This window comes from Bacillus cereus group sp. Bc010 (assembly GCF_027716745.1).
Taxonomy (GTDB): domain Bacteria; phylum Bacillota; class Bacilli; order Bacillales; family Bacillaceae_G; genus Bacillus_A; species Bacillus_A pacificus.
On record NZ_JAQFUY010000001.1, the window covers coordinates 313,920 to 334,546 of the forward strand.

Genomic DNA, 20,627 nt, shown 5'->3' on the forward strand with positions numbered 1-20,627 from the left:
GTGACTGATTTTATACAAACGTTTCAAGAACGAAAAATAGAATTACTAACTGCATTAAGTGAGCATTTACAAATATCGCTTATTTCATTATTTTTTGCAGTAATTATTGCGGTACCGCTTGGCATTTTATTAACGAGAAAAGAACGAATGGCTGAGTTTATTATAGGAACTTCTGCAGTTATGCAGACGGTGCCATCACTTGCATTACTCGGATTATTAATTCCGTTAGTAGGAATCGGAAAACTGCCAGCCATTATTGCATTAGTTGTGTATGCACTATTACCTATTTTACGCAATACATATACAGGAATACGGGAGTTAGATGAATCTTTAATCGAAGCAGCGAAAGCTATGGGGATGAATAGCTGGAGAAGACTGTGGAAGGTAGAGCTTCCTCTTGCTTTACCAATTATTATGGCCGGTATTCGTACGGCAATGGTATTAATTGTTGGAACGGCTACATTAGCAGCACTTATAGGTGCTGGTGGGCTCGGTAAACTCATATTACTCGGTATCGATCGGAATGATCATGCACTTATCATTTTAGGGGCCGTACCAGCCGCGTTACTCGCTTTATTCTTTGATGTAGTACTTCGAGTGCTTGAGAGGCCAAAACGCTCGTCTAAGCGTGTTATATTGACGATATGTATTGTTTGTATAATGGTTGCTTCTCCATTTCTTTGGAATACAGAAAAGAAAGATATTGTTATTGCGGGCAAACTTGGATCAGAACCTGAAATTTTAATTCAAATGTATAAGCAACTTATCGAACAAGATACCGATTTACACGTACAATTAAAACCAGGTCTTGGAAAAACAGCATTTGTATTTGAAGCGTTGAAATCAGGAGAAGTAGATATATACCCTGAGTTTTCGGGAACAGCTTTATCTACTTTTGTGAAAGAAGAGCCAAAAAGTACAAATCGGGATGAAGTATATGAACAGGCTCGCGTTGGAATGGAACAGAAATATAATATGGTTATGTTGAAGCCGATGGAGTATAACAATACATATGCACTAGCTATGCCGAAAAAAATAGCAGATCAAAATAATATAAGTACAATTTCTGATTTAGGAAAAATTGCACAGAATGCGAAAGTAGGATTCACATTAGAATTTGCTGATCGTGAAGATGGTTATAAAGGAATGCAAAAATTATATAACTATAAGTTTTCAAATGTGAAAACGATGGAACCAAAATTACGTTACAGTGCAATTCAATCAGGGGATGTGAATGTAATTGATGCATACTCAACAGATAGTGAATTGGAACAATATGGACTTAAAGTGCTAAAAGATGATAAAGGATTATTTCCACCATACCAGGGTGCACCTTTATTAAGAAAAGAGACGTTACAAAAATATCCTGAACTTGAAAAAGTATTAAATAAATTATCTGGAAAGATTACAGATGAAGAAATGCGAAAAATGAATTATGAAGTAAATGTAAATGGTAAAAGTAGTGAAGAAGTAGCGAAACAATTTTTACAAAAAGAGAACTTACTTCGTTAAATTTACAAGAAATATACAAATTTATATGTATGAAATGACCGTTCATTACAAAATGAACGGTTTTTTTGTGCATACTTATACATTTTTTCAAAAAAGTATTCCATTTTTCTTCATTTTCTTTTAGAATAAGTAATGTTTTCCTGAAAAAATATAAGAGAAGCGTCTATTAGAGAAAAAGGTGACTTTAATAGTTGAACGAACATAACACCTAGAATGACAGATGGGGTGGTACAAATAGAAAAGAAGTTAGGTTTTTTTCCATTAATTGCATTAGTAGTTGGAACAATGGTTGGTGGCGGTGTTTTTAGTTTACCGCATGATTTAGCAGTAGGAGCAAATAGTGGTTCTATAATAATTGGCTGGTGTATTACAGCGATGGGAATGATTCCACTCGCGCTCGTATATCAAACGTTAGCAAGAAAAAAACCAGAGCTTGAGGGCGGAATTTATAGTTATGCACGTGCTGGTTTCGGTGAATATATTGGATTTAACAGTGCTTGGGGATACTGGCTAGCAGGAATTTTAGGAAACGTTGCAACAATCATGTTACTGTTTAGTACATTAGGCTATTTCTTCCCAATTTTTAAAGGTGGAAATAGTGTTGCGTCTATCGTAGGAGCATCACTTTTATTATGGACACTTCATTTTCTAATTTTATTTGGAATTCGTGAAGCATCTATTATGAATGTGATTGCAACAATAGGGAAATTGGTACCAATCGTATTATTTATTGTTGTAATGGTAACAGCGTTTCGCTGGGATACATTTACACATGATTTTTGGGGAGAAGGAACTATTTCAGTTTCCTCTATACTTGGTCAAGTGAAGAATACAATGCTTGTAACTCTTTGGGTTTTCATCGGGGTTGAAGGAGCGGTAGTATTATCTGGAAGAGCGAAAAATAGTCGAGACGTCGGTAAAGCGACAGTATTAGGACTTATTTTAGTAATGTCTATTTATATTTTAATTTCTGTCTTGTCAATGGGAGCGATGACAAGAGGAGAGCTTTCTGTTTTAGAAACGCCGTCAATGGGACATGTATTAGAACATGTTGTTGGGACGTGGGGCGCAGTAGCGATTAACATCGGGTTAGTTGCTTCACTTGTAGGTACATTAATAGGTTGGTTTTTACTTGTTTCTGAAATTTCCCATGTAGCAGGAAAAGATGGTGTGTTTCCGAAAGTCTTTACGAAAACAAATAAAAAACAAACGCCGCATATGGCATTATGGATCTCAAATGGCGTTGCCCAAGTTATATTTATAATCGTTCTGTTTTCAGAGTCAACATATCAAATTATGTATTTCATAGCGTCAACATCAATTTTAGTACCATATTTATTATCAGCGTTATTCCAATTCAAATTAGTAATTACAAATGAACTAAAAGATGCAAAAGTGAAAAATGGTTCGCTAGCTTTAATTGCTTCACTTTACTCTATATGGCTTATTTATGCAGCTGGTTTGAAGAATTTATTGCTCGTTTCAATCGTATACGGGATTGGGATCATTGTTTATGTGTATGCAAGAAAAGAAAAAGGAAATCGTTGTTTTACTCGTATAGAGAGATATGTAATGTGTGCAATTGTCGTAGCAGCTGTTACATCTCTTTATATGTTATTGACTGGAAATATAAAAATGTAAAAGTCCTTTTCATTTAAAGGGCTTTTTTCTTTGTCTATAGAATATTTAATACATAAGATATTCAGGAGGGATGAAAATGGAAGAAAAAGAACAGTTGAACAGAATTGTTGATTTAGCGAGTGAAGTAAGGAAAGTATTAGTGCAAGAATCTTTTTTTAATCATCATCCTGAACTACGAGGAGTGATTGAAAATTTAGCGAGTGCGGTAGAGAATTTGGCGGAATTACAGCAACATAAAGATGAAAACGCTGAAGATCGTTTACGATATGTACTTGCTAAAATGAAAATTGCTCATAATGCCATCTTACAAGAGAAAAACGCATTTCCATCTCATTAATATACGATTTCATTTTGAACCTGGCGGATAACGTCAGGTTTTTTGTTTCTAGTTTTGCGTTTCTTTCATACACTAAGAATAGTATGAAAAAAAGAAGGTGACGAAGGTGAAATTACATAAAGCTCTTCAGCCAAGTTTTATAAAACGAATGTACTATATGAGGTTTATTGGGAAGTTTACAAAAGCAGAGAGTGAGAAGAGTGGAGAGAATTTCTTTGTACAATGCCTATCGCCAATACCATTCACATTGCAAGAGCAATTGAAAAATGAACCATATGTATTTGAAGGTTTATGTAGCAATAAAAAGAATGAAAAAGTTTTTTCGGAATTAAAGAAAAGAAAACTAGAAAAGCAATTGATTATGTTTCGTCTCTATTATGAAAGAGGACATATATACGTGGAGTTAATTTGTACAGAAGAAGCGCGAGAAATAGCAAACGGTTATAAAATGATTCCAGTACCTAAAGTTTCCGATTATAAAAAGGGAGAGTCTTTAGAAAGAAAACTTAGTAATGGTTATTTGTCATTTCTAATGCCAAAATATCCGAAAGACTTTGAGCCTCCTGAGTTATTGTGGCATGAGGGAAGGTTATATGGAAATATATCTTTAAAGTCATCGTCAATTAGTTCAATCGCATATTTTGAACAGCAGCGGGAATGTAAGTATATAGAACTTAATGACTGGATGAAGTATGTAGAAATAGCGGTAGAAGATCAATTATATTTTGTAAGCAATCATGTGTATGAGCAATTAAAAAAACGAATAACTGAAGAAGGTAAGCTTGTAGAGGTAGAGGAAATAAAAGTGCAAAAGGATGAATGGGAATGGGATGAGCGTGAATCCGTCTTTTTACAGTATGTGAAAAGTTTTGTACGTAATAAAGGGCTATATTTGGATGAAACAGATATTTATAACTTTCATATAAGTACAAAAACAAATATGTTGACGATTCTGGGTGGTATACCAGGCGCTGGAAAATCCCGTTTTGTGCAAGCTTATGCAGAAGCACTTGGATTACAATACGGGGAAGAATTGGTTTGGATCCCGATTTCACCATCATATCAAGAACCACATGATTTACTTGGTTACCTTCACCCAAATGGTACTTTTATTGAAAGTGAAACAAAATTAGTTAGGGCGTTAATGAAGGCAAAAGAAAATCAAAATCAGCTGTATATAATCGTTTTTGATGAAATGAATATGTCACATATTGAGCATTGGTTTACTCCATTTCTATCTGTTCTTCAACTTGAAAAGCAAAATCGTATTTTAAATTTATATGAAGGTGTGCAAGAAAAAGAAAATCCAATTCCGCCAACAATTGAAATTGGAGAAAATATTATATTTGTTGGTACTGTGAATTTTGATGAAACGACGAAGGAGCTCTCAGATCGATTATTAGATCGGACGAATGTAATAACTTTACGAAAGATTCCGTTTTGTGAGATGTGCATGGAGCAAGAGAAAGTTGTATTACAACCACCTCTGAAAGTAACTGCAGGAGAATTTCGCATAAATTGGGTCAGGAATAAAACGATGATTGAGGTGTTTTCTGAAGAAGAGTTAGAGCTATTAGATAAGTTACATGGTGTATTGTCATCACACGATACGTCAAAGGGAATTTCTTTTCGATGTGCAAATGCAATTGCTACTTATTTGCAAAATATACCGTTCCAAAATAATCATTCTTATATGATTAGTAGAGAGGAAGGATTTGATTTACAAATAAAGCAACGTGTATTGACGAAAATAAGAGGGACTGAAATGATGGTTGGGTCTTTACTTTCAGAGGAAGTAAAAAGGGGGGCAACATTAGTACCTCTTTTGCAATCTCCACTTGCAAACAGAGTATCTACATTTGAACACTCTTTAGCATATATAAGAGAAAAGCGTAGAGAACTGGAGTTGTATGGTTATGCAAAATGATGGACGATACGAAACAGAAATCGTTGATACGAAAGAAACGCTTCCTTTTGTATTAAAGTTAATTATTGGAACGGAGTCAAAAGGAGAATATATTTTATTAAATCGTCTTTGTACCTCTGCAACAGCATTAGCTCAATGTATTTATAAAGTGCAAGAATTAAAACCAATTAGATTGCAATACCATTATGAAAATCCAATGAATATTACTTTTATATGGAATAAAGTCTATGAGGGACAGAAGAATATAAAAGAGACAAAATATGAAATAAATGACCAAAAACAAAAGGTATTAATATATGAACATGGAAAAACGGAATTCTTTTATCCATGGCGTTGTGGTTTATATCATTTTGAAGTGAATATAGAAGATCGAACGTATTATGGCGCTTTTCAAGTCGTCCCCAAAAATTTTTTTGATGATCAATTTGAAATGATTCAAAACTATGTGAAGTCGATTTTAAATGAGTTGATTTTAGATAGAGGTTATTATAAAAAGACTTTCTCTGCACTTAGCGATATTGAAGATTCTTCTTATTTAGTGTTACTTAGAAAGTTGCCGCAAAAAATGAAAAAGATAAAGCAAATTTTTAAGAAAATAGAATCGAGTTCAAAATTTATACATGAATATAAATGGGAAGAAAAGGAGCGGAAAGCAACGAGGAAAGGAGCGGTAGTGGCGGAAAGAAAACCGTATGCAAAATATTATAATCGTAAGTTTATCGAACAAAAAAATAGTATGGAAAATGCATTTCTTAAATTTAAAGCGATGCAATTTTATCTTTATTTACTTGAAGCGGAAAATTTTTTGCGTCAAACAATTGAAATATTAGAAAGAGAAAAAAAGAAGAAATCAGAAGAATTTCAAGCTGTAAAAACGATTATACAAACAATTGAGCGTAATGGATCAGTGACCGATAGAGAGAAACAAAAATATAAAAATATACATTTACTAAAAGAGGCGGATTTACGAAAAAGTTCTATGAAGATACAAGAATATAGAATTTTAGCGCATTTTGTACATGATAGTGTACAATACTTTCAAACTTTAATGTATTCTCCATTTTGGAGAGAAGTTTCTGAAACGGGTAAGATGAACTCACATAATTTACCGATACCACATCAACAATTACTACAGCATTTAGATTTACTTCCACAATATACAGATCAATCTCCATCTTTATTATTTGTTTATAAACCAACTTTTTTAGTGTATGAATATTACGCTTTCTTTATCGTTATTTCCATGTTAGAGCAAATTGGTTTTGAAGCTAGAAATTCCATTCGTGAACAAATACAAGAACATTTTTATGTAGATGGATTACAAGATGGAACGACAGTAGTTTTACATCGAGATGATATGAAAGTCCATGTCGCATTTAATGATTTAATTGAAACACATCCTCTTATTGCATTAAGTAAAGGGAGTAATTTTTATAATGGAGAAGACACGAAGAAGCCAGATATTCGATTAGACTGTTATGTAAAGGAGGAAGAGAAATACGTATATCAATCTTCTATTATTATTGAAGTGAAGTATAGCCCAATGTACAATATTTTTCAGCACGTTGGGAATACGAAAGCAACTGAGCAAATGTATAAGTACTGGTCTATAAAATTTGTAGAAGAACAGGATGGAAAGCGAATCTATCATCGAAGGGCCATTTATGAAGTCATTTGTGTATACCCAGGAAGTCATATGCATAGTAAAAAAATTGAGTCTGGATGCGGTGTTTTCTTGCAATTATATCCATATAAAACGAAACAAGGAGAAGAGAAATTAGCGGGAAAACATGGAATGGTACAAATTTTTGAGAAGTGGTTAAAAAGCATGAAGAAGTAAAAGAAATCCTTTTTTATAAAGGATTTTTTTAGATTAAGAAGAATTATATGCAGTATGGGAGACAGCTTCATATGATATGAATTTGCAAGTGATAGAAATATATTTTGAGAAGAATGGTACATGAGGGATAAAAGGCGAATATGATGGAATTTAATTTATTTTGCAGAATATAATAAGGCGTAAATGTTTTTAGTTGCATACGAAGATTTGTTCTTATATGATAGATAGTGAAAGCGTTATCAAAAACAGGGCGGCGATGGGAAAGGCGGGGAAATATGTTCCAGCGTGTTCAAACAAAGGAAGAACATTTTTGGTTCGAGCAACTATGGGGAGATTTTTGTGAAGAAAGAAACTTAATGTTCGTAGAACGTAATTTAAATCCATCACGATTTTTATTAATAGAAGATGAACATCATATCGGTACAGTAGAATGTATTAAGTATACGGTACCAGAACAATCAAATTCTGAGTTTTTCTATCCGTTTTCTAAAAATGATTTAGTGAAAGATTTGCAAAATGTATATGAAATAGGCAAGTTAAGTATCGCGAAAACGTCTCGTGGGAGAGGACACTTCAAAAGACTAACAGCTATTTTATTTATGCATGCATTAGAAACGAAAGCAGAATGGTATATTGCAGCGGTTACAAAAAGAATGTATATGTATTTATTAACACTCGGTTTCCCAATTGAACCGATAGATAAGCCATTTCGATTTCATGATACTTTACAAGGTGTACCAGTACGAATTCATGCCCGAAAAGGGGCTACGCATTTGTATTCTTTAAAAGAATTTCGAGATGTAATTCAAGGAAATGCCCATGCACAGGCATTAATCGCAGAATACAGTAAGAATATTATGTTAACCAAATAAAACGAAATGAATATGTATAATAAAGAGAATGCGATTTTAAAATGAAATCATTCTTCATGAAAAAGACCCTTATTTTTTTAATAAGGGTCTAAAAATTATAATCCAAATATACTAAAAATCATTTTACGGCGCTTCGGTTTCTTTTCACGTTCATATATTGGCTTTGTATCGGGAGTAATATAGATTGGTTCTTCTTTCTTGAGGGTAGCTTCTAGTTTTTGAATTCGCTCTAACATTTCCTCCATTTCACGGCGATGTTGTAAAAGTTGGTACGTAACAACATCATTTGCCTTATCTTGCATTTGTTCTTCCATTCGATCTAGTCTTCTCGTAATTGTGTTTAATTGAGCGGTTAATTGCTCAAAATCATGTGATGATATGTTTTGAACAATTGTATTTACTTGAGTTTTCAATTCTTCAACATCATTTGATGATGTTTTTTGAGTAGGGTGAGTGTTTTGGGACTTCTCTATTTGTGAAAGATGGTATTCTAACATTTGGTCTAAATCATCTTGTGTAAAAATAAAGTGACCATATTTATTTTTTTCTATAGTAAGATTTAATTGTTGTGCAATCCGGACAACAGCCTTTGGGCTAACACCTAATTTTTTTGCGATAAATGGTGTTTTATATTCCAAAATAATCCCTCCTATATATATCCTGTTGAATGATTTCGATCTATGAAGTAAGTTCCCTTCCAGTGTGACAAAAGAAGTGTGGAATCGGCAAAGAAAGTGTTTTTTCACGAAATGAAGTTAGGAAGAATATATCGTGAATATAAAAGTTTTTATCTTAAAATTTAGAATCATTTGACTGAGGGAAATGAATTAGATTATCATAATGATAAATATCTTTTTTATGTATGCATATAATATATAAAAAGGTGGTTGCTAATGTAGAATTTTGTTAGAGTATTAGAATGCTTACTTCACTTGAATAAAATTAAGTAGGAGGTGGCTTCCTTGCTTACAATGTAAGTAAGGAAAAGTATTTGGACATATATAGTATAAGTATAGTGATTGTTTTAATTGCCTTAACGGCATTTTTCGTTGCAGCAGAATTTGCAATTGTTAAAGTGCGAAGTTCAAGAATTGACTATTTAATTGCAGAAGGAAATAATCGCGCAACATCTGTCAAAACAGTCATTACAAACTTAGACGAATATTTATCTGCTTGTCAGCTAGGAATAACAGTTACAGCACTGGGAATTGGGTGGTTCGGTAAACCTGCGTTAAAGCAAATGTTTGACACATTTTTTGTGAATTTGAACATTTCTACTCAACTAGCAGATATTTTTGCTGTAATTTTAGTGTTTTTGTTTATTACATTTTTACATGTTGTAATAGGGGAATTGGCTCCAAAAACATTTGCGATTCAAAAAGCTGAACAGGTGAGTTTATTTGTTGCTAAACCGTTAACTTTCTTTTATCGTATGGCGTTTCCTTTTATTTGGCTATTAAATGGATCAGCCCGAATAATTACGAAATTGCTAGGGCTGAAACCACCGAAAGGGCACGATGAAGTTCATTCAGAAGAAGAATTACGGTTATTAGTTTCAGAAAGTTACAAAAACGGAGAGATTAATCAGTCTGAATATAAATATGTAAATAAAATCTTTGAATTTGATGATCGTATAGCAAAAGAGATAATGGTACCCCGAACTGAGATGCATATTATAAGTAAAGAAATGCCTGCTGAAGAAGCGTTGCAAAAAATGTCTCGGGAAAAATATACGAGATATCCAGTTGTTGATGGCGACAAAGATCACGTAATAGGCTTTGTGAATTTTAAAGATATTTTCACAGATTTTGTGCAGCATAATGCGGTTAGTAATAAGAAAGTAGAGCAATATATTAGGCCGATTATTTTAGTTATCGACTCCATCCCAATACACGACTTATTTTTAAAAATGCAAAAAGAAAGAACACATATTGCTATATTGATAGATGAATATGGTGGTACGTCTGGACTTGTTACTGTTGAAGACATTTTAGAAGAAATAGTTGGAGATATTCAAGATGAGTTTGATACAGATGAACAGCCAGAAATCCAACAAGTTAGTGAAACGAAAACAATACTAGAGGGAAAAGTACTTGTTAGTGAAGTAAATACGTTATTAGGTTTAACGATTGATGATAATGGTGTTGACACAATAGGTGGATGGATTTTAACGAAGAATATAGAAATTGCTGAAGAGGATTTCATTGAAATCGAAAATTATAAGTTTTGCGTAAAAGAATTAGATGGACACTATATAAAGAGACTAGAAGTTACAAAAACTGTAGAATCAATTGTTATTTTAGAAGATGAAAAACAAATTTCATTGCAAGAACAAATTAGTTCGTAGACTCTGCTAGATGGCAGAGTTTTTTTGAGCATAATGTTTTTTGCAGAATAAGGGCTATGTTACAATGACATAAGTCAGACCTTTCACTAGGTGAAGTATTGTTGTATACATATATTTGAAAGGGGAAGAATTATGAAAAAGCATTTATATATAAATGGAGATTGGAAGTCTGTAAATACGTATAAACCATTATATGCACCATATTCTGAAGAAACATTAGCGGAAATCGCGCAAGGAACGGAAGAAGATGTAAAAGAGGCTGTTATTGCTGCAAAGAATGCAATGAAAGAAATGAATAGATTATCTGCATATGATCGTGCGACTATTTTAGAGAAAGTCGCACAAAAAATGGATGAAAGAAGAGAAGAATTTGCAGAGATTATTGCAAAAGAGGCTGCAAAACCAATACGTGCTGCAAGGGGAGAAGTAGATCGTACCGTTCAGACATACAAATTTGCAGCTGAAGAAGCGAAGCGTATATACGGTGAGACACTGCCACTTGATGCAGCACCTGGTGCAGATGGGCGCATTGCATACACAATACGAAAACCGATTGGGGTTATAGGAGCTATTACACCATTTAATTTTCCATTAAATTTAGTGGCACATAAAGTGGGCCCTGCAATTGCTGCTGGAAATACAGTTGTGTTAAAACCAGCTGATCAAACGCCTCTATCATCTTATGCATTAGTTGAACTATTTGAAGAAGCAGGATTGCCAAAAGGGACTTTAAATATTATTACTGGTCCTGGTTCAACTGTAGGAGAAGCAATAGTTACAAATGATGATGTTGCTTCCATTACTTTTACGGGAAGTCCGAAAGTTGGACTTGGAATTAAGGCAAAGGCTGGGTTAAAGCGAGTTACGTTAGAACTAGGATCGAATGCTGCTGTTATTATTGATGAAGATGTTGAATTAACAGATGAATTAATTGAACGAGTAAAATGGGGAGCATTTGTTAATAATGGACAAGTTTGTATTTCGGTACAACGTGTTTTTGTACATGAAGAGAGAATGGATGAATTTTTATCTAAGTTACAGAAAGCGATGGAAACAGTTGTTGTTGGTGATCCGTTGCTTGAGGAAACGGATGTATCAGCTTTAATTTCGAAAAAAGATGTCGAGCGTATCGATAACTGGGTGCAAGAAGCAGTTAAAGAAGGAGCGAGCGTTTTGTATGGTGGTAACAAACGTGATGAAAGGATTTTTAAACCAACTGTATTAACGAATGTTCCAGAGCATGTATCTGTACAGTGCCAAGAAGTATTCGGTCCACTTATGACAGTAAATACATTTAAAGAATTTGATGAGGCCATAGAGCAAGTAAATCATTCGCGTTACGGTCTACAAGCAGGCGTATTTACAAATAATTTGTTTAAAGCAATGCGTGCAATTGATGAATTAGAAGTTGGTGGTGTCATGATAAATGATATTCCAACGTTCAGAGTAGACCATATGCCTTACGGTGGTGTGAAAGAAAGTGGTACGGGGCGTGAAGGAATTAAATATGCAATCGAAGAAATGACAGAAATGAAATTAGTGTGTATTAAAAAATAAAGTAACTAGAACTTAAACATCGCAAAAAAACGAGTAGGAAATGTTTACGATTCCATACTCGTTTTTTTGTTTATTTGGCGTTTCTTAGAATGATTTCATTTAATCAAGTGTACCTTTTACTTCATTTCTTGTTTGAAAATAGCATCTTCTACATAAATTTGTTCTTTGTCGACAGCAGTGCTATGAGATAATACTAAACCGATTGGTGTTTCTATACCTTTATTTTGAACAATTGTAAAAGGAACATTTTTTTCATTCGCTAATTTAATGTATTTTGATAAATGTGGGTAAGCAATGCCACCATTTAGGAATATTTGTAATGATTGAGAAGAGCGCATGCTACTAGCTACTTCAGAATATACATTACTTTGCATTACTTGACCGATAGTTAAAGCGATTTCTACACGCTCACGTAATGTAGTTAAATACATATTACGTTCTTCTGGTTTGTTTTGCTTTTGGCCGTAAATGCCTTCTTGGAGATAATCTTCCACATTTTTATTTACCATATTTTTCACACCTTTCCTTTTCTATTGTACGAAAGAATGAAGCAGGATGCAAAAAAAGTCGCATCGAATATAAAAAATTTGAATGAAAGGAAGGAAAATGGAATGTAACAATCTAAACAATTAATAAAGTTATAAAAATTTTATCAACACATATTAACAAAATGTGACAATAATCTATTAACGAATCATGTTTTTTGTGTTAATATTCAAAATATAAAGGGTGTTCGTCGCATGGAAATGGAGGAATGGAGGTTTTTCCAATCGATAAGGATATTAAAGAAGTATTTTGTTCGCACTTGAAAAACAACAGGCACCAATTCGTTGAGAACTGGAAAAACAAAATGATAATTTCCGATAAAGATCCATTTAGACTAGAAGCAGTTCAAAATGGAGAGGATTTATTAGAGTTTATTATTGAACTTACTATGGAAGAAAAAGATATAAATTATCTTCAGCCATTATGCGAGAAAATTGCTATTGAACGTGCAGGAGCAGATGCGAATATAGGTGATTTTGTTTATAATGCAAATGTGGGAAGAAATGAGCTTTTCGAAGCGATGTGTGAATTAGATGTTAGTGCACGTGAATTGAAACCAATTATGGCCCAAATACATACTTGTTTTGACAAATTAATTTATTACACTGTTTTAAAATACTCGGAAATTATATCAAGAAATTTAGAGGAAAAACAGCAATATATTAACGAAACACATAAAGAAAGGCTGACGATTTTAGGGCAAATGTCAGCTAGTTTTGTACATGAATTTCGTAATCCACTTACTTCCATTATGGGGTTTGTCAAATTATTAAAGGCAGACCATCCTAGTTTATCGTATTTAGATATTATTTCTCATGAATTAGACCAATTAAATTTTCGCATTTCGCAATTTTTACTCGTATCGAAAAAAGAAATGTGGACTGAATCTGAACGGTTTTGGCTAAATGATTTGTTTCAAGACATTATACAGTTCTTATATCCAAGTTTGGTCAATGCAAATGTTTCTATTGAAAAGAATTTGCCATATCCAATTCCGCTTACTGGTTATCGGAGTGAAGTGAGACAAGTATTTTTAAATATATTAATGAACTCAATTGACGCTCTTGAATCAATGAAAGAAGAACGAAAAATTATCATTGATGTATTTGAAGAAGATCAATCGATTCGGATTGTAATAAAAAATAACGGGCCAATGATTCCAGCTGAAAATGTAGAAACGATTTTTGAACCATTTGTAACTACTAAAAAGTTAGGAACTGGTATTGGGTTATTTGTATGTAAACAAATTGTAGAAAAGCATAATGGGTCCATCATGTGTCGTTCAGATAATGATTGGACAGAATTTCAAATTGCATTTCAAAAATAAACAGTCTACACCAAATGAATGGTGTAGACTGTTTTAATTCGTAAGTATAACGGCTTTTAATTTAGGATCTTTCGTTGAATAACCTAAAATTGAAATTGTATAAATAATGTTCGGTTCGACTTTGAAATCCGGTATAGTTAGCAAGACACTTTGATTATCTGCGAGTGAAACTTCTATATCCGCTGTACCAGGGCTAACTTCTAAAAAATCTGTTATTTGTTTAAAGAGTACATTTTCAAATAAATGATCGCCACCTTTTAAACTTACATTTACAACAGGGGTATCGGGAGAAAAGTGCGCAAAGCGTATTTTTGCCTGGCCTGCTGGTAAATGAGTATTATCAAGCATAGGTTGTAATTGTAGATGATTATCACTATTTATTGCAGCAAAAGTATAAGTGTGATTTCCCATTATTGGTACTAAAGCTGAAAAGATGGGCGTTTCATTTCCGACAGGAACAATATCTATTCGGTACTTACCTTGTACTAATGTTAAATAGGGACTAAATTGTTTAAATGAAATATTTTTAATTACCTTTTGCCCATTTACTAAAATGTCAACGGCAGGTGTATTTGAAGCAGAGTGAAAAAATCTTATGTGCGATGGTAAAGCAGCTTCTTGTGAATCTCTTTTTTCGTATGCCTGTACAAGATTCGTAAGCGCATCATAATATTTCATATATAGTTCTGCATATTTTTTTGGATTATGAAATTGATAGTAACGAGCGAGCTGTTCGTAACGTGCAGCTTCTTGTCCATATTTTTCGATTTCAGATTGAGACATGAACATTCCTCCTTTGTCATCATTAAAACTATATGCTTAGCAAGAATGAGGTTATGCGAAAAAAATTGTTTTTTAAAGGAGAAAGGTTGAAAATTAATAATAAGTATTTTTTAAGGATACGTTAAGTTTAGGTGAACGAGAGTTATAATTTTCTAGAGGATACAAAAATATATCATCCATATTGGCTGAGGAAGTGTATATTTCGAAATGAAAAATTTGAGAGCATAACACGTGACATGTCGAAACCATGTCCTGAAACCCTTAGGAAACTAGGGATTTTTTAAATTATGGGCAAATACACATACAAAGTAATAATTGTCCTACATAAATTATAAAGGAAAGGTAGTTTGAAATTAAGGAAAGGAATGAAACCTTGGGATGGGGATATCCCGCAAGGAATTGTGAATGGAGTTATGGACGGTGTTGTGCTTTATACTGTAGGATGAATTGTGATTTTGTAATACTATTGTTTCTATTTACGTTAGCAAGTGACGGTATTAACTGATAAAAGAGCGTCGTGCCGAACTGATTAATGTGGTTAATCGGTTCTTTTTTTATCCGATTTTAATGGGCAGTAAGACCCACATCTCAAAATTCAGCGAAAACAAAGAAGTTAGGTGGGGGTCGGGCTGCCCATAAAAGTCCGATTGGTGAGGGCTGATTAAAGATTCACTTTATTGTATAAATGGAGGAGAATGTATGTGAAATATTGGGTTCTATAAAAATAATTGCTATGCATTTAGTAGGATTAATTGTCGAGATTTGTTTGAAAATATGCAATATAAAGTAGGAGAACAGGAAGGAGTTTAAAGGGAGTTTCGTCGAAGTTTACACAATGTCGGCATTTGAGGGAAGCTGACATTATGTTGGAAAAATATTTAGTGAAGCGTTAATTTTATATAAGGGAGGGTTATTTGGGCGTATAGATAAGGGTTGGTCTTTAATTTAAGTTCTGAATTTTCTGTTTTTAAATTGATATTTAGCACTCATTTGTATATTTTATAATAGTTTTTTGATAAATTCACTGCTTTCGCAGAGGGTTCTTTTTTATGAAAGAAACGTCAATTTTCTTCATATATATATACAAATTGGAGAAATGGGGGAGCGCTATGCGCGATTACTTAATTAAACCACTTGTTGGTCAGCCGTATCCAATGATTTCACATGGAAAAGGTGTGTATTTGTATGATCAAAACGGAAATAAATATTTTGATGGCTCGTCAGGAGCAATTACGGCAGGTATTGGGCATGGCGTAAAGGAGATTGCGGACGTTATCAAAAAGCAAGCAGAGGAGATTGCTTTCGTTTATAGATCACAGTTTACGAGTGAACCAGCTGAAAAATTAGCTAAGAAATTAAGCGATTTAAGTGTAGGAGATTTGAACTGGAGCTTTTTTGTAAATAGTGGTACGGAAGCAAATGAAACAGCTATGAAAATTGCAATTCAACATTTTCAAGAGCGAGGTATTCAAGGGAAACATAAAATTTTGTCACGATGGATGAGTTATCACGGTATTACGATGGGCGCCTTATCAATGTCTGGGCATCCACTGCGTAGACAACGTTTCGTGTCAATTTTAGAAGATTATCCAACTATTCCAGCTCCATATTGTTTTAGATGTCCGGTGCAAAAAGTATATCCAACTTGTCAGCTTGCTTGTGCGACTGAACTAGAAAGATCAATCGAAAGAATTGGTGCAGAACATATCGCAGCTTTTATCGCTGAACCGATTATCGGAGCAGCTGGAGGCGCAGTCGTTCCGCCGAAAGAATATTATAAAGTTATTAAAGATATTTGTAGTCATTACGATATTTTATTTATTGCTGATGAAGTAATGACTGGGCTTGGTCGTACTGGCGCATGGTTTGCGATGGAGCATTGGGGTGTAGAACCGGATATTATGACCCTTGGTAAAGGTTTAGGAGCTGGATACACACCGATGGCAGCGACGGTTGTAAGTGACCGTGTAATGGAGCCAATTTTACGAGGATCGCGTTCTGTTATGAGTGGGCATACGTTAAGTGCAAATCCATTATCTGCAGCAACAGCTCTAGCTGTTATTGAATATATGGAGAAACATAATCTACCTGAAAAAACAGCTGAAAAGGGAGAGTATTTAATAAAGGGATTACAGAAAGTTCAACAACAATCGACAATCATTGCTGATGTGCGCGGAAAAGGGTTGCTAATTGGAGTAGAATTGCAACCGTTTACAAAAGCGTCGGAACTTATTTCGGTTGCAGCTAAAAATGGTCTTCTTTTATACCAAGCTGTTTCAGGGCAAGCAGGAAAAGAAGATAGTGCACTGCTTGTAGCACCGCCAATGACAACTACATATTCCGAGTTAGATGAATTACTTTCAATTTTTGCAAAAAGTGTTGAAGAAATGATGCAAAAAGGAGGGCATAGTATCGCATGACAACTATTACGAATACATTCAGTAAATTAAAAGAGATAGAGGAAGTAATTTCTTTATTCCACGATGATATGACATTAATGTTTGGGGGATTTGGGGGGATTGGATCCCCTCCATCTTTAATACAGGCGATTTTAGAAAAAGGAGTTACAAATTTAAATTTAATTGGAAATGATACAGGATTTCCTGATGTAGGAATCGGTCGTCTCGTTACGAATGAAAGAGTAAAATCATTAATTACTTCTCATATTGGATCAAATCCAAATGCAGGAAGACAGTTAAACGAAGGAAGGTTACAAATTGAGTTTTCTCCTCAAGGAACATTAGCAGAGCGTATTCGCGCTGGTGGTGTAGGACTTGGTGGCGTATTAGTTGATGTAGGTGTTGATACGATTGTAGAAGAAGGAAAACGTACTGTTGAAATGAATGGTAAAACATATTTAGTTGAAACAGCATTAACTGCTGAGGTTGCGATTGTATACGCGAAAAAGGCGGATCCATTCGGTAACCTTGTGTTTGATAAGAGCGCTCGTAACATGAACCCTCACGTAGCTATGGCCGGGGATATAACGATTGTAGAAGCAGAAGAAATTGTTCCACTTGGAAGTTTAGATCCAGAAGAAATTGTTGTCCCAGGAGTATTTGTAAATTATATCGTACCGTCGGAAGGAGTGAATTGGAAATGGGTATGGGCGTAGAAGTGAGAGATAAGATTGCTAAACGTGCGGCGAAAGAAATACAAAATGGTATGATTGTAAATTTGGGAATTGGTATACCATCGCTTGTACCGAATCATTTGCCTGACGATATAAACGTTATGTTTCATGCAGAAAATGGAATTGTAGGTATGGGACCTACGCCAAGTAAAGGAAATGAAGACGAAAATTTATGTAACGCAGCAGGTTTGCCAACTTCTCTTATTACAGGAGCAAGTTATTTTGATAGTTGCACAGCGTTTGGGATGATTCGAAAAGGTTTACTAGATATAACGATTCTTGGTTCATTACAAGTAAGTGAGAATGGTGATTTAGCAAACTGGATTGTTCCAGGGAAACGCGTTCCAGGTATTGGAGGAGCAATGGATTTAGCTCAAAAAGCGAAGCGGGTCGTTGTTGTGATGAATCATGTCGATAAATATGGAAATGCAAAAATTGTTTCCGAGTGTACATTACCATTAACTTCAAAAAAATGTGTGGATTTAATTATTACGGATATGGCAGTAATGGAAGTAACGCAGGGTGGACTTATTTTACAAGAATTGATGAGCCCATACACAGTAGAAGATATAAAAAAACATACAGAAGCGGATTTTAAAATTGGCTCTAACTTACTAGTAATTGAATGAGGGGAGATGTAATATATGGAGCAATTAAAAAAACAAGTTTGTGATTATATTGAGAGTCATGAAGAAGAAAGCGTAAAATTTTTAAAACGATTAATTCAAGAAAAGAGCGTATCTGGTGAGGAAAGTGGTGCGCAGGCAATTGTAATTGAAAAATTACGTGAGCTAGGTTTAGATCTTGATATATGGGAGCCATCATTTTCTAAAATGAAAGATCATCCTTATTTTGTATCACCGCGTACAAGTTTTTCAGATAGCCCGAACATTGTGGCAACCCTTAAAGGAAGCGGCGACGGGAAATCTATGATATTAAATGGGCATATTGATGTCGTACCAGAAGGAGATGTGAATCAGTGGGATCATCATCCTTATAGTGGTGAGAAAATAGGAAATCGTATATATGGTCGTGGAACAACAGATATGAAGGGCGGCAATGTCGCATTAATGCTTGCGATGGAAGCAATTATTGAATCTCGTATTGAATTAAAAGGAGATATTTATTTTCAAAGTGTAATAGAAGAAGAAAGCGGCGGAGCAGGAACATTAGCAACTATATTACGAGGATATAAAGCAGATGGTGTTATTATTCCGGAGCCAACAAATATGAAGTTTTTCCCGAAACAACAAGGATCCATGTGGTTTCGTCTACATGTGAAAGGGAAAGCAGCACACGGTGGGACGCGTTATGAAGGAGTAAGTGCAATTGAAAAAAGTATGTTTGTTGTAGATCATTTGAGAAAGCTGGAAGAGAAGAGAAATGACCGAATTACAGATCCATTATTTAAAGGAATCCCGATCTCAATTCCAATTAATATTGGGAAAATTGAAGGCGGTAGCTGGCCAAGTTCTGTTCCTGATTCGTTAATTTTAGAAGGAAGATGCGGTATTGCGCCGAATGAGACTATAGAGGCAGCAAAAGAAGAGTTCGAGAATTGGATCGCTGAATTAAATGATGTGGACAATTGGTTTGTTGAAAATCCTGTAGAAGTGGAATGGTTTGGAGCAAGATGGGTTCCAGGTGAACTAGAAGAAAATCATGAGTTAATTACAACGCTCGAGCATAACTTCGTTGAAATCGAAGGGAACAAACCGATTGTTGAAGCATCTCCGTGGGGGACTGATGGAGGCTTATTTACACAAATCGCCGGTGTACCAACGATAGTATTTGGCCCAGGAGAAACGAAAGTAGCGCATTATCCAAACGAATATATAGAAGTTGATAAAATGATAGCTGCCGCAAAAATTATTGCATGTACATTACTAGATTGGTGTGAGGTGAAAAAATGAAATACTATGAATCTTTTAGAGAACAGACGAATGGCCATACAGTAGAAGGCGTTTTGGACTATTTTAATAAACGTATTCGAGTAGACCACTACACAGGAAATATTGAGAGAATCATCCAAACAATTGACGAATTAGCAGAGAAACATTCTTTCACTAAATGTATTGTTAAAGGAAAGGGAGAGCATGTTTCAACATGGCTCTCTTTCGGTTTTTTATTAGAAGCAACAATACCACATTATTTTCAAGGTCACGATGCATACTTCTTCGTGAAATTTAATAATGATGAAAGACGAAATAGTATTCATTGGGCTGAGGAAGATACCATTTTAAGCGGTGTAAAAGCAAAAGAAGTAAAGGAAAAAATAGTTCCGGAAAAATTCCTATTAAGAAAAGCGACAGAAGAGGACGCAGAAGAATTAGCAGCTGTCTTTGGAGAAGTATTTGAAGTGTATCCGACTCCTTTAAACGAAGCGAGTTATGTAAAACAAACGATGAAAGAAGACGATACAATTTACTATGTGTATGAATTCGAGGGGAAAATAATTAGTACAGCGTCTGCAGAAATGAATATAAAAGAAGGAAATGCAGAATTAACGAATTGTGCGACCTTACCCGAATATCGTAAACATGGGTTTATGAAAAGTTTATTAATTAAGTTAGAAGAAGAACTTCAAGAAAAATCGATTTTCTGTTCTTATACAATTGCTCGATCGCTTTCTTTCGGAATGAATGCAGCCTTTCATCAGTTAGGCTATACGTATACAGGAAGATTGGCGAACAATTGCTACATTTTTGATAAGCTAGAAGATATGAATATATGGGTAAAAGATTTGTCTAAATAGTACGTTATAAAAATAGAACGGAATCGTCATGCTTATAATCGCACATAGGT

Annotated in this window: 17 protein-coding genes; 14 read left to right on the forward strand and 3 right to left on the reverse strand. The window is 34.4% G+C overall.

Translation table 11 applies throughout. The annotated features are described in order from the left end of the window. From PDQ68_RS01615 to PDQ68_RS01640, 6 genes are all read left to right on the forward strand, one after another. A complete protein-coding gene (locus PDQ68_RS01615; RefSeq protein WP_073530205.1) occupies positions 1–1,512 on the forward strand; it encodes an ABC transporter permease/substrate-binding protein in 1,512 nt (503 codons plus the stop codon). Positions 1,513–1,725: 213 nt separating this feature from the next. Further along, entirely contained in the window at positions 1,726–3,153 is a 1,428-nt protein-coding gene (gene arcD, locus PDQ68_RS01620) for an arginine-ornithine antiporter (protein ID WP_046646911.1), read from the forward strand. 76 nt (positions 3,154–3,229) lie between these two features. Beyond that, complete coding sequence (locus tag PDQ68_RS01625) at positions 3,230–3,490, forward strand: hypothetical protein (protein WP_000391444.1); 261 nt, start codon at positions 3,230–3,232, stop codon at positions 3,488–3,490. Positions 3,491–3,596: 106 nt separating this feature from the next. Continuing rightward, on the forward strand, positions 3,597–5,417 hold the full coding sequence (locus tag PDQ68_RS01630; RefSeq protein ID WP_061183515.1) for an AAA family ATPase: 1,821 nt from the start codon (positions 3,597–3,599) through the stop codon (positions 5,415–5,417). Next, the gene (locus tag PDQ68_RS01635; RefSeq protein WP_061183516.1) at positions 5,407–7,257 is read left to right on the forward strand and encodes a hypothetical protein; all 1,851 of its coding nucleotides are present in this window, start codon (positions 5,407–5,409) and stop codon (positions 7,255–7,257) included. Before PDQ68_RS01630 ends, PDQ68_RS01635 begins: the two co-directional genes overlap by 11 nt. A 275-nt stretch (positions 7,258–7,532) precedes the next feature. Then, positions 7,533–8,129 (forward strand): hypothetical protein, encoded by a 597-nt coding sequence (locus tag PDQ68_RS01640; protein ID WP_061183517.1) that lies wholly within the window; start codon positions 7,533–7,535, stop codon positions 8,127–8,129. Between the two features lie 95 nt (positions 8,130–8,224). Here the strand turns inward: PDQ68_RS01640 and racA are convergent, their stop codons facing one another. Continuing rightward, positions 8,225–8,767, reverse strand: a complete 543-nt coding sequence (racA, locus tag PDQ68_RS01645; RefSeq protein ID WP_000456007.1) for a chromosome-anchoring protein RacA — start codon at positions 8,765–8,767, stop codon at positions 8,225–8,227. Between the two features lie 353 nt (positions 8,768–9,120). Between racA and PDQ68_RS01650 the strand changes: the two genes are divergently transcribed. Next, entirely contained in the window at positions 9,121–10,476 is a 1,356-nt protein-coding gene (locus PDQ68_RS01650) for a hemolysin family protein (protein WP_002163665.1), read from the forward strand. A 132-nt stretch (positions 10,477–10,608) separates the two neighbouring features. Beyond that, positions 10,609–12,033 (forward strand): aldehyde dehydrogenase family protein, encoded by a 1,425-nt coding sequence (locus PDQ68_RS01655; protein WP_061183518.1) that lies wholly within the window; start codon positions 10,609–10,611, stop codon positions 12,031–12,033. A 116-nt stretch (positions 12,034–12,149) separates the two neighbouring features. Here PDQ68_RS01655 and PDQ68_RS01660 read toward each other — a convergent pair whose 3' ends face one another. Further along, positions 12,150–12,542, reverse strand: coding sequence for a YueI family protein (locus PDQ68_RS01660; protein ID WP_000247570.1), 393 nt, complete (start codon positions 12,540–12,542; stop codon positions 12,150–12,152). A gap of 245 nt (positions 12,543–12,787) precedes the next feature. Here PDQ68_RS01660 and PDQ68_RS01665 point away from each other — a divergent pair, with 245 nt between their 5' ends. Beyond that, on the forward strand, positions 12,788–13,906 hold the full coding sequence (locus PDQ68_RS01665; protein ID WP_000451748.1) for a BA2291 family sporulation histidine kinase: 1,119 nt from the start codon (positions 12,788–12,790) through the stop codon (positions 13,904–13,906). A 33-nt stretch (positions 13,907–13,939) separates the two neighbouring features. On the opposite strand, the gene PDQ68_RS01670 is transcribed toward PDQ68_RS01665, so the two are convergent. Then, positions 13,940–14,689 (reverse strand): DUF4397 domain-containing protein, encoded by a 750-nt coding sequence (locus tag PDQ68_RS01670; protein WP_061183519.1) that lies wholly within the window; start codon positions 14,687–14,689, stop codon positions 13,940–13,942. Positions 14,690–15,798: 1,109 nt separating this feature from the next. Between PDQ68_RS01670 and PDQ68_RS01675 the strand changes: the two genes are divergently transcribed. From PDQ68_RS01675 to ablB, 5 genes are read left to right on the forward strand one after another with little or no spacing between them, the layout of a single operon-like run. Next, complete coding sequence (locus PDQ68_RS01675) at positions 15,799–17,109, forward strand: aspartate aminotransferase family protein (protein WP_001205894.1); 1,311 nt, start codon at positions 15,799–15,801, stop codon at positions 17,107–17,109. Then, positions 17,106–17,804: an acetate CoA-transferase subunit alpha gene (atoD, locus tag PDQ68_RS01680; protein ID WP_000208119.1), complete on the forward strand. Its 699-nt coding sequence runs from the start codon at positions 17,106–17,108 to the stop codon at positions 17,802–17,804. Before PDQ68_RS01675 ends, atoD begins: the two co-directional genes overlap by 4 nt. After that, on the forward strand, positions 17,789–18,451 hold the full coding sequence (locus PDQ68_RS01685) for a CoA transferase subunit B (RefSeq protein ID WP_061183520.1): 663 nt from the start codon (positions 17,789–17,791) through the stop codon (positions 18,449–18,451). Before atoD ends, PDQ68_RS01685 begins: the two co-directional genes overlap by 16 nt. A gap of 15 nt (positions 18,452–18,466) precedes the next feature. Beyond that, a complete protein-coding gene (locus PDQ68_RS01690) occupies positions 18,467–19,735 on the forward strand; it encodes a peptidase (RefSeq protein WP_061183521.1) in 1,269 nt (422 codons plus the stop codon). Then, the gene (ablB, locus tag PDQ68_RS01695) at positions 19,732–20,577 is read left to right on the forward strand and encodes a putative beta-lysine N-acetyltransferase (protein ID WP_000878610.1); all 846 of its coding nucleotides are present in this window, start codon (positions 19,732–19,734) and stop codon (positions 20,575–20,577) included. The genes PDQ68_RS01690 and ablB overlap by 4 nt, the downstream gene beginning before the upstream one ends. Positions 20,578–20,627: the final 50 nt, after the last annotated feature.